This window comes from Paenibacillus gyeongsangnamensis, assembly GCF_027533625.1.
Lineage (GTDB): Bacteria > Bacillota > Bacilli > Paenibacillales > NBRC-103111 > Paenibacillus_G > Paenibacillus_G gyeongsangnamensis.
The window spans coordinates 100584-116765 of the sequence record NZ_JAQAGZ010000023.1; the positions used below are offsets into that span (position 1 = coordinate 100584).

11 protein-coding genes and 1 pseudogene are annotated in these 16182 nt (G+C 48.8%); 5 read left to right on the forward strand and 7 right to left on the reverse strand.

What is annotated here, in order from left to right:
- Nucleotides 1–220 precede the first annotated feature (220 nt).
- The 5 genes from O9H85_RS29240 to O9H85_RS29270 all read right to left on the reverse strand — a co-directional run bounded on the left by O9H85_RS29240 (nucleotide 221) and on the right by O9H85_RS29270 (nucleotide 8697).
- Complete coding sequence (locus O9H85_RS29240; protein WP_269884930.1) at nucleotides 221–1186, reverse strand: YncE family protein; 966 nt, start codon at nucleotides 1184–1186, stop codon at nucleotides 221–223.
- 193 nt (nucleotides 1187–1379) lie between these two features.
- Nucleotides 1380–4706, reverse strand: coding sequence for a glycosyltransferase (locus O9H85_RS37570; protein WP_333474281.1), 3327 nt, complete (start codon nucleotides 4704–4706; stop codon nucleotides 1380–1382).
- Between the two features lie 313 nt (nucleotides 4707–5019).
- Nucleotides 5020–6084 (reverse strand): beta-propeller fold lactonase family protein, encoded by a 1065-nt coding sequence (locus O9H85_RS29260; protein ID WP_269884931.1) that lies wholly within the window; start codon nucleotides 6082–6084, stop codon nucleotides 5020–5022.
- Nucleotides 6085–6230: 146 nt separating this feature from the next.
- On the reverse strand, nucleotides 6231–7241 hold the full coding sequence (locus O9H85_RS29265) for a beta-propeller fold lactonase family protein (protein WP_269884932.1): 1011 nt from the start codon (nucleotides 7239–7241) through the stop codon (nucleotides 6231–6233).
- A gap of 112 nt (nucleotides 7242–7353) precedes the next feature.
- Nucleotides 7354–8697, reverse strand: coding sequence for a YheC/YheD family endospore coat-associated protein (locus O9H85_RS29270; protein ID WP_269884933.1), 1344 nt, complete (start codon nucleotides 8695–8697; stop codon nucleotides 7354–7356).
- A gap of 855 nt (nucleotides 8698–9552) precedes the next feature.
- Between O9H85_RS29270 and O9H85_RS29280 the strand changes: the two genes are divergently transcribed.
- Together O9H85_RS29280 and O9H85_RS29285 are read left to right on the forward strand one after the other, a co-directional pair.
- Nucleotides 9553–10461, forward strand: coding sequence for a DMT family transporter (locus O9H85_RS29280; RefSeq protein WP_269884934.1), 909 nt, complete (start codon nucleotides 9553–9555; stop codon nucleotides 10459–10461).
- A 173-nt stretch (nucleotides 10462–10634) separates the two neighbouring features.
- Complete coding sequence (locus O9H85_RS29285) at nucleotides 10635–10799, forward strand: hypothetical protein (protein WP_269884935.1); 165 nt, start codon at nucleotides 10635–10637, stop codon at nucleotides 10797–10799.
- Here the strand turns inward: O9H85_RS29285 and O9H85_RS37960 are convergent.
- A pseudogene (locus O9H85_RS37960) lies at nucleotides 10782–11168 on the reverse strand (IS21 family transposase); the annotation flags it as partial. The gene O9H85_RS29285 and the pseudogene O9H85_RS37960 sit on opposite strands and share 18 nt — an antisense overlap.
- 184 nt (nucleotides 11169–11352) lie before the next feature.
- Nucleotides 11353–12270 (reverse strand): aldo/keto reductase, encoded by a 918-nt coding sequence (locus tag O9H85_RS29290; protein ID WP_269884936.1) that lies wholly within the window; start codon nucleotides 12268–12270, stop codon nucleotides 11353–11355.
- Between the two features lie 598 nt (nucleotides 12271–12868).
- On the opposite strand from O9H85_RS29290, the gene O9H85_RS29295 reads away from it, so the two are divergent.
- From O9H85_RS29295 to O9H85_RS29305, 3 genes are all read left to right on the forward strand, one after another.
- Nucleotides 12869–13807: an aldo/keto reductase family protein gene (locus O9H85_RS29295; protein WP_269884938.1), complete on the forward strand. Its 939-nt coding sequence runs from the start codon at nucleotides 12869–12871 to the stop codon at nucleotides 13805–13807.
- A 525-nt stretch (nucleotides 13808–14332) separates the two neighbouring features.
- The gene (locus O9H85_RS29300) at nucleotides 14333–15274 is read left to right on the forward strand and encodes a carbohydrate ABC transporter permease (RefSeq protein ID WP_269884939.1); all 942 of its coding nucleotides are present in this window, start codon (nucleotides 14333–14335) and stop codon (nucleotides 15272–15274) included.
- The gene (locus tag O9H85_RS29305; RefSeq protein ID WP_269884940.1) at nucleotides 15271–16119 is read left to right on the forward strand and encodes a carbohydrate ABC transporter permease; all 849 of its coding nucleotides are present in this window, start codon (nucleotides 15271–15273) and stop codon (nucleotides 16117–16119) included. The genes O9H85_RS29300 and O9H85_RS29305 overlap by 4 nt, the downstream gene beginning before the upstream one ends.
- Nucleotides 16120–16182: the final 63 nt, after the last annotated feature.

The following is a 16182-nucleotide window of genomic DNA, read 5'->3' on the forward strand; positions in this document are numbered from 1 at the left end:
CATGTTTCCTCTAAGTATATGCATTACGATTTCAAGCTGATACTTCCGCTAAGCGTTTACTAAATTACTCGTTTGACGCTTTAGCAATAAGAAGGGGAAAAGCAATAAAGAAAAAGTACAATAAAGAAAAAGTACAATAAAGCTTATCGCTTTCCCCGAGTGATAAAAAGAATCAACTTACCTATGCTCACGAAAGAACTGTTTTGTTGATTGAACTATATTAAGGTTTAAACGCCATCCCATTTGGATTAGTACCGACGGTGACGGTTGTTACGACTGTGTTAGAGTTCCCATCAATCACCGACACGTTTTTGCCAAAGCCATTTGACACATAAATTTGGTTGTTCGTCGCGTTCCATGCCACCCCAAGTGGAGCAATACCGACGGTGACGGTTGTTACGACTATGTTAGAGTTCCCATCAATCACCGATACGGTGTTGTTAGAGCTATTTGCCACATAAATGCGGTTGTTCGTCGCGTTCCATGCCACGCCGTCTGGATTAGTACCGACGGTGACGGTTGTTACGACTGTGTTAGTGGCCCCGTCAATCACCGACACGTTAGCACTACTTTCATTTGCCACATAAATGCGGTTGTTCGTCGCGTTCCATGCCACCCCTCTTGGCCTAGTACCGACGGTGACGGTTGTTACGACTGTGTTAGTGGCCCCGTCAATCACCGACACGTTAGCACTACTGAAATTTGCCACATAAATTTGGTTGTTCGTCGCGTTCCATGCCACGCCGTCTGGAGCAGTACCGACGGTGACGGTTGTTACGACTATGTTAGTGGCCCCGTCAATCACCGACACGGTTTTGCTGGTGGCAGAGCCATTTGCCACATAAATGCGGTTGTTCGTCGCGTTCCATGCCACGGCTACGTTAAACCCTCCAACGGTGACGGTTGTTACGACTGTGTTAGTGGTCCCGTCAATCACCGACACACTAACAGCGCCATTTGCCACATAAATGCGGTTGTTCGTCGCGTTAAACGCTACGCCTTCTGGAGCAACATTACCGAGGGTGATGGTTGTTACGACTGTGTTAGTGGTCCCATCAATCACCGATACAGTACCGTCAAGCCCATTCGCCACATAGATGCGGCCACCTCGGGCAGGTGTTGGCGTCGGCGTCGGTGTTGGTGTTGGCGTTGGAGTTGGAGTCGGCCTTGGTGGTCTGATTCCCATGAACATTCCTCCTTTTTTCTGCACTACAGTCTATTGTTATTCTTACAGCAGAGGAATGGCATGGGTAAAATCCCACCGTTCTTGATATTTCGGTATGAATACAGCCGATATGTTTTCAAATTGAAAAGGCCTGGTGACTTCACTTCTATGCAAATTGAAATGCTAACTCTCCATTTTCGCATTTTTTCCCTGTTTATTCAACGAGAATCCCCTTCTCCGTCATATTACCTTTATCAGTGAGATCCCCTATATATTGCTGAAAAGGTGTTAGCACGTTACGGATATCTTGCAGCGGCTCTGCCTTCCAAGCGACAAAACCCATGCAGAGCGGAATATCTTCCCCGGGATAGCAATAGTTAAAAATAGTACTGCTCTTGAACCCGGCCGCGTCCAACAATTTTGTAATGTAAGTCTTATCAAAAAGTGATTTGTGGAGCTGCTGCAGCCATGAGTCAGGCGTCTGTTCCGGATCCCCATGCGTATAACGGTAGACATGATACAAATCGAAACGGTCCCCCACAATCCCTGGTAATTTTCTTAAATAGGCATCAGCCACGATTTCAAAATCCGGAATTCCGATATAAACCAATGGACCGTCATCCCGCAGCACTCGATGGCAATTTTTCAGATGTGCGAGATGCTGGGAAGTATACAGATGCTCAAAGAACGCGTTCGAAAAAATAAGATCCGCGCTGCCGTCTTGAAATTCCTTCAGTTCCGTACAATCAATCACCAGATCCGTGGCCGAAGTACGTCGAACGTCACAATTGACCATACCCTCGATCTTGCGCTCACCACAGCCTAAATGGAGCTTTAATCCAGCCGTGAGGCGCAGCCGTTCGTACGCAATCTTTGAAGATTCGTTGATACTCACCGAATGCCCGCTTGATAGTACTTCCGGCAGTTCTCCGCGATAGGGTAAAGCCCTTTTCCAAACCGGCGGATGCGTTGGGTGAAGGTCTTCGGTGGATTCTGTCCAGTTCAACCACTTCGCTTGATACCAGGCCTCCCGGTCAAAATCTTGTGAATGCCCCCATGTGTTGATTTTTCGGTATACTTGCTCATCGCTTAGCACATAGCTTCCGTGAAAACATAAGGCATCCAGCCTGAGCACCTTCGTCGCCGCGGGACCAAGAAGTCTCAACTGTTGAAACCGAAGATCCTTCTTGCAGTTGACGGCCGCATTCAAATAACCGTGTATAATGGATCCGGATTGATTTACCAAGATATGGTCCCAGGTTTTCCAGAATGTGCACCATGGCGTAACGTAGTAATCATACTCCGGATTTTCGCTGATCTGCCGGATCATCCGGTCGTAATCAGAGCAGGTGTAATATTCATCGGCATCTTGGATGATCAGAAAATCGATGCCGTCTTCCTTCGCTCTTTGAAGGCAAGCATTTCTTTGTTCGTGCTCCCAATCCCAGACGCCCGTTATCAGCTCAATTTTGTCCGCGTATTTGGAATGCCGCAATATTTCGAGGTCGGTCGTGTTGCGAAAGCCCTCGCGCGCATGCGGGTTATAACGCCACGGCAATTCGCTGTAAGCAATGTAGATCTTCTCAACAAACGGTCCGCAATTTTCAATCATCTGCAAAATAAACTGCTGACAATCGAAAAGCAGCGCACATACCGCAAACCTTTTATCCGTCGCCGCGGTTACGGGTTTCATACTCTTTGTGTTTACTTGCGGTTTGTCTCCCATCAGTTCCTGGCACAGTTGCATATTATTGAGGATCTGCTCGTCATTCGGCCGGTATACAAGCGCAAGCTGATTATGCCGATACGACTGCTCGTATTCTCCCAGCCGATAATAACAAAGTGCAAGCTGCGTATGCGGCAGCCATGACCGGATTGGTACATTGTCTTCGGCCCAACGATTAGCCGGTTTCTCCTGGATGGCCAGCTTATACCAGAAGATGGCTTGCCTCAGTTCAACTTTCTGCAGGCAGTGATACCCGATTCGGCAGCAAAATTGCGGGCGCGGCAAGTCGTACTGAAACGACTTGAACGACCAATCCAGTTCCTTTTCGTAATCTCCAAGATGATGGTAACAATCGGCCAAGGTACCGCATACGAAAATTTTCCACTCAGTAGAAATGCCTTCACACTCCAGAAACTGCAGGTACACCTGTATCGCATTCTCGTATTTCTCATTTAAATGCAGTTCTTTAGCGTAATGTAAAAGATCATTTATCGTCAGCGGTATGCCTCTTTCTACCAACCCTTCGAAAATGCGCAGATTCCGGTCGGTTTTACCGTGCTCCCGATTATGCGTGATTACGATATCGCTGTCATAAACCGTGCCGCTGATCTCCAAATCCTCGTGTACAACACCGTGCCAGCGAAAGCCCTTTGACCGTCTCACCAGCCGGTAGCGGCGTATATTCAGCGTCACATTTCCCGAATCATCAAAAGCACAGTGATACTCCATCGAGACGGCATCCAGCCCCGGATCGAACGATTGCCTCAGCTGATGCAATTTCTCACGTTCCTGCGGCAGCAGCACATCATCTGCATCCAACCACATGATGTAGTCCATTGTGGCCAGAGTAAAAGCGAAATTGCGCGCCGCCGCGAAATCGTCGATCCATGTGAAGTCTTCCACCCGCTCGGTGAAGCGTCTCGCGATCTCCTTAGTCCGATCGCTTGATCCTGTATCGACGATCACGATTTCGTCAACGGCACCGCGAACCGATTCGAGACATCTGGCAAGGGTTTGTTCCTCATTTTTCACGATCATGCAAAGACTGATCGTAATCTTACCAGGCTTTTTATCCTCAGCGAAGAGCATGTCATGGATATCGCCGCCCCATTTTTCCCTGGCTTTTTGCTTGTTCTCTTGCATGATTTGTGCCATATCGATCCCGTTGTTTTGGAAGGTGGCATGCCCTACGTGATGAACGAAGGAATCCTCCGCAATCATCAGCGAATAGCCTTGCTTTATGGCGCGAAGGCACAGGTCATCGTCCTCGTAGGATCCGAGGCCATATCGTTCATCGAACAGTCCGATCTCGTTAAGTACCTGTCTCTTTACGAGCAGACAGAAGCCGGTCAGACGGCTAAAGCGCCGAGAACGTCCTGCATAACGCCGGCAGTGCTCCTCCGTAAAATCGGACAAGCCTTCCAAATCCCGATAGGTAACCGGAATTTGCTGCGGGCCGCTGCTGTAATTGGTGACAGGGCCCACCATGCCGATTTCTTCAGCGCTGTGGAGAAGCCTCAGCATATGACCGAGCCAATTCTCGGTCACAACGGTATCATTATTTAAGAACAGAATGTTGTCACCGGTCGATAAGCCGACCCCTTGATTACAACCCTTGGCAAATCCGAGATTCTCATCGTTGAACACAGCAGTTATGTCCGACAATTCCTTGAGGTATTCCGCCGTCCCGTCAGAAGAGGCATTATCGACTACGATCAGCTCATGGTCTTCCGGCGTATGTTTTCGAATGCTGCCCAAGCATCGTTTCGTCAACTCCAGTTGATTGCAGGTCAAAATGATTATGCTGGTTTTCATGTCATCCCCCTGGGTTCAAAAGGTTGGTAACTGCCTACATTAATCTATGCGGCGAATGATACCGGGGGCACTTAATACTCTTTATCATTTAAACTCTGATAACGCTTTTGCATTTTCCAATGGTCGGCTAAGGAACCTTCCGTACATAACGAACATCCCTCAAGAAGGCGGCCACCCGATAATTATGAGCACAGTTGATTTCCAAAAGTAGGGGAGAGCAATAAACAAAAGTATGATTAAGCTTATCGCTTCCCCCGGGTGATAAAAAACAATCAACAAGTAACCTATCTCACGAAAGAACTATTTGATTAAACTATAGTACGGGATTTACCGCCACACCTCGTGGAGTGTTACCGACAGTGACGGTCGCTACGACTGCGTTACTGGTCCCGTCAATCACCGACACGTTGTCGTTGCCGCTATTTGCCACATAGATGCGGTTAGACATCGCGTTCACCGATACGCCTTCCGGAACAAAAGCAACGGTGACGGTCGCTACGACACTGTTACTGGTCCCGTCAATCACCGACACGTTGGCTCCACCCCTATTTGACACATAGATACGGTTGGTCGTTGCGTTACGTGCCACGATAAAGGGACCAGTACCGACAGTGACGGTTGCTACGACTGCGTTACTGGTCCCGTCAATCACCGATACATTGTTGTCGACAAAGTTCGCTACATAAATCGTGTTGGTCGACGCGTTCACCGCCACGCCTTCTGGATTAATACCGACGTGGACTGTCGCCACGACTGCATTGCTGATCCCGTTAATCACCGATACGTTGTTGTCAGTTGCATTTGTCACATAGATGCGGTTGGTCGAGACGTTCACTGCCACTTCATCCGGTTGAGTGCCGACAGTGACGGTTGCTACGACTGCGTTACTGGTCCCGTCAATCACCGACACATTGTTGCCGACAAAGTTCGCTACATAAATCGTGTTGGTCGAGGCGTTCAGTGCCACGCCATCTGGACCAATACCGACAGTGATGGTCGCTACGATACTGTTACTGGTCCCGTCAATCACCGAAACATTGTCGCTTCCGGAATTTGCCACATAGATGCGGTTGGTCGACACGTTCACCGCCACTCCTTGTGGATTAGTACCGACGGGGACGGTCGCTATGACTGCGTTACTGGTCCCGTCAATCACCGATACGTTGTTGCTCGTAACCAAAAAATTTGTCACATAAATGCGACCACCACCTGATATTGGTGTTGGTGTTGGGGTCGGTGTTGGGGTCGGTGTTGGGGTCGGTGTTGGAGTCGGTGTTGGAGTCGGTGTTGGAGTCGGTGTTGGAGTCGGTGTTGGAGTCGGTGTCGGCGTCGGCGTTGGAGTGGGTGTTGGTGTTGGTCTCGGTGGTTTTATTCCCATAAAAGTTCCTCCTTGTTCTACACTTCTGTCTATTGTTATTCATAAATCAGCGGAATTGCATGGGCAAAATAATTGAAAAAATCATCCAAATCCATAAATTTCAGATAAAATTCGATCGTAAGTACTATTTTTTTGATAGAGGATCGTTAAGGTATCACGTCCACACCGCTTGGTAAATTCCCGACAGTGACTGTCGCTATGACAGTGTTAGTGGTCCCGTCAATCACCGACACATTACCGAAGAAATTTACCGCATAGATACGATTGGTTATCGCATTCGCCGCCACCCCAAGTGGAGTACTACCGACGGTGACGGTTGCAATAACCGTGTTACTGGTGCCATCGATCACCGATACATCATTGCCAAACTCATTTGTCACATAGATGCGATTGGTCGTCGGGTTCACCGCCACGCCTTGTGGCAGACTACCGACGGTGACAGTAGCTATAACCGTGTTACTGGTGCCGTCAATCACCGATACGGTGTCGCCAATTTGAGAAGACACGTAAATGCGGTTGGTCGTCGGGTTCACCGCCGCTGCATTTGGTTCATTACCGACGGTGACGGTTGCTATAACCGTGTTACTGGTGCCGTCAATCACCGACACGTTGTTGGTTACTAAATTGGTTGCATAGATACGATTGGTCGTCGGGTTCACCGCCACGCCTTTCGGTTGAGTACCGACGGTGACAGTAGCTGTAACCGTGTTGCTGGTGCCGTCAATCACCGACACATTATTGCTAAACTGATTTGTCACATAAATGCGGTTGGTCGTCGCGTTCACCGCATCGGCAAGTGGAGTATTACCGACGGTGACAGTAGCTGTAACCGTGTTGCTGGTGCCGTCAATCACCGACACGTTGTTGCTTCTCGTGTTTACCACATAAATCCGGTTGGTTGTAGCGTTCGCTGCCACGGCAACTGGACCGTTCCCGACGGGGACGGTTGCAACAACTGTGTTACTGGTGCCGTCAATCACCGATACGTTGTTGCTGGTACCCGCATTTGCCACAAAGATGCGGCCGCCGCCTGGTCTCGGTGTAGGTGTTGGAGTCGGAGTCGGAGTCGGAGTCGGAGTCGGAGTCGGAGTCGGTGTCGGTGTCGGTGTCGGAAATGGCGTTGGAGTCGGAGTCGGTTTCGGTGGTCGTATTCCCATGAATAGATTCCTCCTTTTTCTTACGCTTCTGTCTATTGTTATTCATCCATTAGCGGAATCGCATGGGCGAAATTATCAGGCATCACATATTTCCTTTCGAAAAATCGAAATGTTAACTCTCCATTTTTGCATGCTTCCCTATGGTTTCCTCCGAAAACCCAGCCAGAGCTTTGGCAAACTCTAAAGGTCTTGTCATAACCCGGGTATACATATGCGGATCTTCCTTTAAATAAGATGCCATTTTGTGTTGATGATTACTATTGATTTCAAGGATCCACACTTTGAGATCGGGATCTATGACCACATCGATTCCAACATCGCCGGAAGGCCCGTAAATTTTTTCAATCGTCTGGCAAGCCTTTGAACAAATCGTTATGATTTCTTTTTCTTTGCTAGCTGCCGCTTCCTCATCGAGAAGAAAGATGTTGTGCAGGACGTCCTTGGCTAAACCAATCGACTTTACATCGTTCGTATAGAATCTTCCGCTTCTTCCGAAACGCGCGATGATTCCCGAACAAGTCCAATTCATGCGGCCGTCTTTTTGCAAAATGACCCTAAAATCCACATTTCGATTGTGATATGTCTTGGTTACCGGTTGTTGAATCAAATACCGTTTTCTCTTTTTTAAACGATGAAGGAAGACAGAAGCCTGGTTTTTATTTTTAATCAAGCTCTTTACCTTATCACGATTTTTAAACAAGTAGCCATTGCTTACCTTTTCGACCATGCTGATTCCTTTGCCCATGGAACCGTGCGCAGGCTTCAGATAGACGGATCCGTATAAGTCCAACATCATGTTTAAATCGTGTAGATGATTTAATTTTTTGGTATAAGGCAAATGTTTTTTTAATAGAGGATCGGATGATAAGATATTCCACAATTCCCATTTATCTACGCAATATGGATTAAAAATTTTCCGTTTGATATGTGTGATCAGATGATCATAGCGCGAGTTTTTGCTTACTTTAATTCTTCTATAAACTGTGCCGGGATAAGGAAAGATTCCTTTTTCCCACTGTTTTTCCCCTTCCGATCCCGGATTAAAGAAATAGCCGTTCACCGTTTGATTCCCGGGGTTTATGCCATGCAAAGAACAAACATAAATAAGCCCCTTAATTTTTTCATAATTCATAAGATATCGCCTGTATTCTTTCAAAATTCCGGATGTCAGCTTCCCATTGGAAACTAATAGAGCGATTACAGGGCCGATATGCAGGTTTCTTCCGTCCAAATAGATTTCGTAAGGCAGTGCAGGCATCGTAAAATGATGTTTAAAAGCTTTGGGTAACCCGATGATGGAATGCGGCAGAAGATCGCTGATCTGTACTTTAACTTCTTTTTTCCAGGCTCCAAAATGTAGCCGCAAAGATGACGGCATGGTCCGGAGATCGTCGACAAAACCCTTCGATAAGCGGATTTGATCAGGTTTCAGTTCAGAAATCCATTGAATAAACAACTCCATCCCCCCATCTTTTCACGTTAATAACTCCACTCGTAACCAATGTATGACGAGCGGTATTGATGGGAAGGGCGAATGTCAGACCGTTAGAGTAGGCTCTGGTACAAATCGGGTTATTGCGTCTAAGACAATGTATTTTGTGGTATCTTGCATAGTAGAACCACCCTTTTATTCGTAGCTCTGTTTTTGGTTCTAAATTCAATCTACGTAACACAAAAGTGCGTCGGTTTTGTTCATTATAACTGCAGCGCGCATACCGGGAGCTGCCTGGGATCTAGTGAACCGATGTTCACTACAAGTGAGCTTTGGTTCACTAAACTCGGCCGATATGCAGCATAGGGGGCTGTAGTGACCCACCGGTCCTTACTAGTGAACCCGGGTTCACTTATTTGACCCGGAGGTTCATTACAGCGCGCATACCGGAAGCTGTCTGGGTGCTAGTGAACCGATGTTCACTACAAATGAGCTTGAGTTCACTAAACTCGGCCGATATGCAGCACAGGGGGCAGTAGTAAGCTTGGTTCGACTTCGGCTTCACGTGATCGGGGGAAAGCTTCCATAATGCGTGGGCGGCAAAGACGGGGTGAAGGTATCGTCATCTCAGCCGGCGCACTTCGATCGAGTGAAGGGCCACTCCGCTATGGAAACATCCTGCAGAGTAGCAAAGACGTTCAAGCTGTACTTGCCTATAACGACGAGATGGCGCTTGGTACTCTCCTAGCGATCCGAGCCTCCGGCAAGAACATTACGAACCCCTTTATAAAGGTTCAGTTTTATTGTAAGCTCTATGAAGAGTCGCTTCAGTAAGCTACGAAGCTATCTTTTTAGATTTCGCAGAAAGAAGGGAAATAGGTGTCTCGGTCGCTCTATGTCGTTTTGCTGCTGCTCAGCCTCATCTGGGGAGGCTCGTACTTCTTTATCAAAATCCTGCTCCATGACTTCGGTCCGTGGACCATTGCATTCTTCCGGTCTGCGCTTGGGCTCGCGGCCATTGTTATTCTAATGTTTGCTCTGAAGCAGCCCTTCCGTCTTCGCCAAATTCCTTGGCTTCCAATGGCCGTAATGGCCGTTGTCAATACCGCTATTCCATGGGCTGTGATCGGCTTCAGCGAAACGCGGATAACCAGCAGCATGGCCTCTGTGCTGAATGCTACCACGCCGCTCTGGACGATCGTGCTCGGCGTGCTGTTCTTTCGGGCGACGGCCCATCGTCTGCAGTGGCTGGGGATGGGGGCGGCCATTATCGGTCTCATGATCTTGCTCGGCCTAAATACCGATTCCTTCATTTCAGTGGATCCTGTAGGATTTATCAGCATGATCGTCGCTTCGTTATTTTATGCAATGGGATCTCAGCTGTCCAAGCGTCTCAAAGGGCTGACGATGTATCAGGTGGCGTTCGGCACGCTGCTTTGCTGCATGCTGGCCAGCGGAGGCATGGCCGGTGTTACGGAATCGATCCCGTGGACGCAGCTCGCGTCAACGTCCAATATCGCGGCTTTGATCAGTCTCGGTGTTTTTGGCTCAGGCATCGCTTACGTTCTCTTTTATTTCCTGGTTCAAAAGGGCAGTCCCGAATTCGCTACGATGGTTACTTATCTCATACCGGTCAGCGCCATGATTTGGGGCTATACGATGCTTGGCGAGAAATTGCATTGGAGCTTGCTGACGGGGCTTGCGTGCATTCTGGGAGGCATCCTGCTGGCGGGCCGTAAAAAAACGGAAAACGCCCCGCTTGGCAAACGCCAAACGGTCGGCAGATAGCCTGAAGCATGAAACGGAGGAGGACGGCAAGGTTTGAGACTGAGAATACCTAAGCACCACCGATACCCTTGTTCCGGATGCGGGAGCCAATCCAGAATCTCTTCCACTAGCTTGCCGGTGTTTGGGCCGACGCTTGTTCCCCAGTGGATTAGGCGGGAGGGTGTCCATTCCATGTGTTTTTGGTGGGACTTCGGACGATGAGCAGGCTCCGTGACCATTTGTCCCTTGCGATGTGCTCTGCGATGACTCGCGATCCGCTTGCCATGGTGATAAATCTCGACGATAAACTTTGTAATCCGGACGTTTCGGCCATGTTAAAGAAATCGCCGATTCCGTAGAGCTGCCAGAATCCAGCGTTCTACGAGAAGGACGGCAGACTCGACCTTCGCTTTATCTTTCGGTTTACGGGGACGGTCAGGAAGTATGGCGCAGCCATAGTGGGACGCCATCTCGTAATACGTGCGGTTAATCCCGGGCTCATAGCGATCTGCTTTCTTGACGGCGGCCTTCAGATTGTCCGGGACGAGGAGCTCCGGAACAGCGCCTAAGAACTGAAACGCCCGTACGTGGCCGTTGATGAAGGACTGAAGATCTCGTCCCCACTACACCTCCACATAGGTATAATTACTGGCCCCCAAGGTGGCAACGAACAATTGGGTCTCCTTGATCTCACCTATTTCCGCGTCAACCACAGAGATTGTTGGGCCAGGAGAAGGAGATCAGCCTTCTTGCTCTAACGGTTGGTCAACTTTCCAATATCGCGGATTACGGTAGGAGGATAAGATTGTAAAGTCATTAAACCATGATGGACAGTTAAAACGGAAAAAGCAACCTCCAATCCAGGAAATCGGAGGTTGCTAATGTTGATTTCGACTTACTCAAGCCGGGCGTTTATGGCAGCACATTGCCTGCAGCACGCAAGATACCGTACCATTCTTCGCGCGTCAGTTGAATGTCACTTGCTTTGCAGCAGTCCTTTAACCGCTCAATATTCATCGTTCCGGTAACCGGCTGCATGCGTGCCGGATGGCGCAGAAGCCACGCGATCGCGATTGTCGTGTTGCTGACGCTATATTTTTCAGCGACTTCATCGATCTTCTGGTTCAATTCCGGGAACTTGTCGTTTCCGAGGAACACGCCCTCAAAGAACCCGTATTGGAACGGAGACCAAGGTTGGATGGTGATATCGTTAAGTCTGCAGAAATCCAAAATGCTGCCGTCCCGGTTCACAGCGGAATCATTTTCCATATTTACGTTGAATCCGTTGGTGATCATGGTGGCGTTCGTAATGCTTAATTGCAACTGGTTGGCAACAATCGGCTGCTTCACATATTTCTTCAATAGTTGAATCTGCAAAGGATTCTGGTTGGAAACGCCGAAATGGAGCACTTTACCCGAACGCTCAAGAACATCAAAGGCTTCCGCAACTTCTTCAGGCTCTACCAGCGCATCAGGACGGTGCAGAAGCAGGATGTCCAGATAATCGGTTCTCAGCCGCTTCAAGATGCCATCCACCGACTCCAAAATATGTTCTTTGGAAAAGTCGAACATGCCTTTGCGAATGCCGCACTTGGATTGCAGGATGATGTTCTCACGAACATCCTGCCTCATATGGATCGCGTCAGCGAATATTTCCTCGCATACGCCGCTGCCGTAGATATCCGCATGGTCGAAGAAGTTCGCGCCTTCTTCCAGCGCCGTTTGGACAAAGCGCTCAGCCTCGGCTTTGTTCAGCGATTTAATGCGCATACAACCGACCGCAATAACCGGCACCTCTAATGCGCTGTTTCCAAGCTTCATTGTTTTCATCCTTGACCCTCCTTAATTATTCGGTAAGTTCGTATAAGTAGTCATACTCTGCCAGGATAAACGGCTACGCCGTCCTTGTCTTACAAGGACCAACGCGTTTACCAAGGTTGATGCGAAGCTATAAGCTACGAAAACTTATAATTCTTATCAACCCAGGATAAACGGCTACGCCGTCCTTGTCTTACAAGGACCAGCGCGTTTACCAAGGTTGATGCGAAGCTATAAGCTACGAAAACTTATAAATTCTTATCAACAAAAAAAGTATAGCTGAATAAGCAGTCTTTTGTAAGTGCTGAAATATTATATAGTAGGTAAATGAAATGTAACTATAAAATTATGATTAAGTCGCGATGCTCATCGTGTCTTCATTACTGCATGGGCGATGGAACTCCCATTGCGTACTGTCAAAGCGCGCGAGCTTTCAGCGGAAATGGATAGCATCTCCTCGTTAATATTAGTTAATTCTAGTATAGTTGCGAAACTCGGAATAATTAAGTCAAGATTTTTTCACTACTTCCAAACTGCATGGAACTTGTCTAGACTAAAAGGGTACGTGGTAAGCGTTTTAGCATCTAATTTGATGAGGGGATGATCGGAGATGCAATATCGGAAGCTGGGAAAGACCGGTTTGAAGGTTAGCGACATCAGTCTGGGAAGTTGGTTGACATACGGAGGATATGTAGAGCGCGAGAATGCGGTCAAATCAATCGAGACGGCTTACAGGCTCGGAATCAATTTCTTCGATACGGCGAATGTATACGAAAGGGGAGAGGCTGAGAAGCTGGTAGGCGAGACGCTTCGGTCATTCCCGCGTGAATCTTATGTACTCGCGACCAAGGTGTTCGGCCAGATGGGCGACGGACCGAATGACCGGGGCTTGTCCCGCAAGCATATTATGGAGCAGTGCCATGCCAGCCTGAAGAGGCTTGGGACGGATTATGTGGACCTGTATTACTGCCACCGTCATGACCCGAACACGCCGCTGGAAGAGACGCTGCGCGCGCTAGACGACCTGGTGCGCCAAGGAAAGGTGCTGTATGTCGGTGTAAGCGAATGGACGGCGTCCCAAATGGCTGAAGCGCACGCCATTGCGGATCGGTTACTACTGGACCGGATCGTTGCGAATCAGCCGATCTACAATATGCTCAACCGATATATCGAGAAAGAAGTGATTCCTTACGGCGAGCGTCAAGGCATCGGACAAGTGGTGTTCTCGCCTCTTGCACAAGGACTGCTGACGGGTAAATACAGCTCAGCGAGCGACTATCCCGCCGACAGCCGGGCGGCGAAGTTGGAGGGTATTCGCAAGGGCATTACAGAAGAGAAAATCAATAAAGTAATCGAGCTGGGCCGAATCGCATCCGAGCTTGAGCTTTCGGTCGGGCAGCTGGCGCTTGCCTGGATTTTGCGGCAACCGAATGTAACCAGCGCATTAGTGGGCGCGAGCCGTCCGGAGCAGGTGGAGGAGAACGCGAAAGCGTCCGGCGTAACGTTAAGCGCCGACGTCGTAGAGCGTATCGAGCAGATATTAGCTTAATTTAGAAAGAGTACCGCTCAAGAAAGGCGGACATTCGTTGGCTGGAGAGGTGGATTATCATCACCTCTCTAGCCATTTTTAGGGGCAGCGGTTGCCTCTCAAGTAACCAGCGATATATCGATTTAGGATCCCTGTATAGGGCGTACTTTCCCGTAACTTAATGCAGCTGTTTTAAATTGTCGGTAGACAAGAACATACATTCATTGGAACCCGCGTTCTGCGCGGGTTTTTCACTTTAGTTCTTCGCGGATCAATATCCAAACCCTCAGACTCCGTTATTAGACGTATCCCCATTTTCGGTCCATGCCAACGCTTCCCCCATAATCGAGCATGCAGATTCGCATCGGCGCTTCCTCTTGTTGCTTAAAACGGTCTGGCATCTTCGAAGGACTTCGATAAGCCATCGTTAGAAGAGGATAGCAGGAAAGATCGGAGGATTTTAAAAGAAATCGATGTTTACTCTTATTTTCCAAGCTGTATTTGATTTTTATAATAAAGAAAACGATTTCAAAGAGGTGAACTCAAATGGAGACAGCCGTGTCCACGACATTGTCAAAACGGAGTAGAACGAAGCAAAAACGTTGGGATTCCCCCATCGCCGGATATTTGTTTATATCGCCATGGATTATCGGGTTTTTGACACTGACACTGTATCCCATGATCCAATCGCTTTATTATTCATTCACCGATTTTTCACTGCTCGAGGCGCCGAATTGGGTAGGAGTCCGAAACTATGAGAAAATATTGACCTCCGACGATAAGTTCATTCAGTCCATCAAGGTTACCTTTATGTATGTCATTACCTCCGTGCCGTTAAGAATGGTGGCCGCTTTATTTATCGCGATGCTGCTGGCCAAAAACGTCAAAGGCATGTCCGCCTACCGTACGGCGATCTATTTTCCGTCATTAATCGGAGGAAGCATTGCGGTATCCATCTTATGGAGAAACATTTTCGGCAAAGAGGGCTACATCAATCATATTTTGGGGTATTTCGGCATTGGAAGCACCGCCTGGGTGAATAATCCCGATACGGCATTAGGCACGCTGGTGCTGCTGGTCGTTTGGCAGTTCGGCTCGGCGATGGTTATTTTCCTAGCCGGCCTCAAGCAAATTCCCGCCGATTTGTACGAAGCTTCCTCGGTGGACGGCGCAGGGAAGGTCCGGCAGTTTTTCAATATTACGCTACCGATGCTGTCTCCGACGATTTATTTCAATCTGGTCATGGGCATTATTTCCTCTTTTCAAATGTTTACGCCGGCCATGATCATTACGCAGGGCGGCCCGATGGCCTCCACCTATGTGTATGCGCTTTACCTGTATGAACGCGGCTTCGGGCAGCTGCAGATGGGGTATGCTTCCGGTCTTGCCTGGATCATGCTCCTCTTGATCGCGGCCTCGACCTCCGTCATATTTATCACCTCCAAATACTGGGTGTTTTACGAATCCGAGGGGAGCAGAAGGCGATGAACATTACAAGTTCCTACAAAGTCAGACTCCGTCAGCTCGTTCTTTTCGTGATAAGCGTCGTGATGATTTATCCAGTCATCTGGTGGCTGGGCGCGTCCTTTAAATCGAACGAGGAGTTAAGCCTGCCGGGCTTGTTTCCGTCCAAATGGATGTGGAGCAACTTCACGGACGGCTGGCATGCGATACCCGGCCATTCCTTCACCGATTTTTACATCAACAACGCTAAGCTCGAAGCGGGGATTTTGGTGACCACCGTACTGTCGTGCAGTCTGGTTGCTTTCGGCTTTGCGCGCCTGCATTTTCCGCTTCAGAAGTTTTGGTTTTCCCTGCTCATGATGACCCTGATGCTGCCCAGCCAGGTCACGATCATTCCGCAGTATGCGCTGTTCCATCATCTTGGCTGGGTGAATACGTATTTGCCGTTTATCGTTCCCCATTCCTTGGCCGGAGGCGCGGGAGGCAGTTTCTTCGTGTTCCTGCTCATCCAGTTCATACGCGGTATTCCGCGGGAGCTCGATGAATCGGCGAAAATGGACGGCTGCAGCTGGTTCGGCATTTATTGGCGCATTGTGCTGCCGCTTACGAAACCGGCGCTCGTGACGGTACTGATCTACTGTTTTCTGTGGAACTGGGACGACTTCTTCGGGCATCTGCTGTACATCAACTCCGTCGACAAATATACGGTGGGCCTGGCGCTCCGGATGTTTAACGATTCGCAGTCGGCGCAGGCGTGGGGCCAGCTGCTCGCCATGGGTCTGGTTTCGGTCATCCCTAGTGCCATCCTGTTTTTTATGGCGCAAAAGCATTTCGTTGAAGGCGTTGCCACAACGGGCATTAAAGGATAGCGCCCCCTTAGGTTCCAGTAGTTTTTCCATTTTAATAAATCAAGCAAACCAAAAAAGGAGACG

What these genes read in the sequence shown, in the direction of transcription:
- O9H85_RS29290 (WP_269884936.1), bottom strand. Translation starts at nt 12,270, where the DNA reads ATGAAAACAATGAAGCTTGGAAACAGCGCATTAGAGGTGCCGGTTATT.
- O9H85_RS29300 (WP_269884939.1), top strand. Translation starts at nt 14,333, where the DNA reads ATGGAGACAGCCGTGTCCACGACATTGTCAAAACGGAGTAGAACGAAG.
- O9H85_RS29295 (WP_269884938.1), top strand. Translation starts at nt 12,869, where the DNA reads ATGCAATATCGGAAGCTGGGAAAGACCGGTTTGAAGGTTAGCGACATC.
- O9H85_RS29240 (WP_269884930.1), bottom strand. Translation starts at nt 1,186, where the DNA reads ATGGGAATCAGACCACCAAGGCCGACTCCAACTCCAACGCCAACACCA.
- O9H85_RS29305 (WP_269884940.1), top strand. Translation starts at nt 15,271, where the DNA reads ATGAACATTACAAGTTCCTACAAAGTCAGACTCCGTCAGCTCGTTCTT.
- O9H85_RS37570 (WP_333474281.1), bottom strand. Translation starts at nt 4,706, where the DNA reads ATGAAAACCAGCATAATCATTTTGACCTGCAATCAACTGGAGTTGACG.
- O9H85_RS29260 (WP_269884931.1), bottom strand. Translation starts at nt 6,084, where the DNA reads ATGGGAATAAAACCACCGAGACCAACACCAACACCCACTCCAACGCCG.
- O9H85_RS29265 (WP_269884932.1), bottom strand. Translation starts at nt 7,241, where the DNA reads ATGGGAATACGACCACCGAAACCGACTCCGACTCCAACGCCATTTCCG.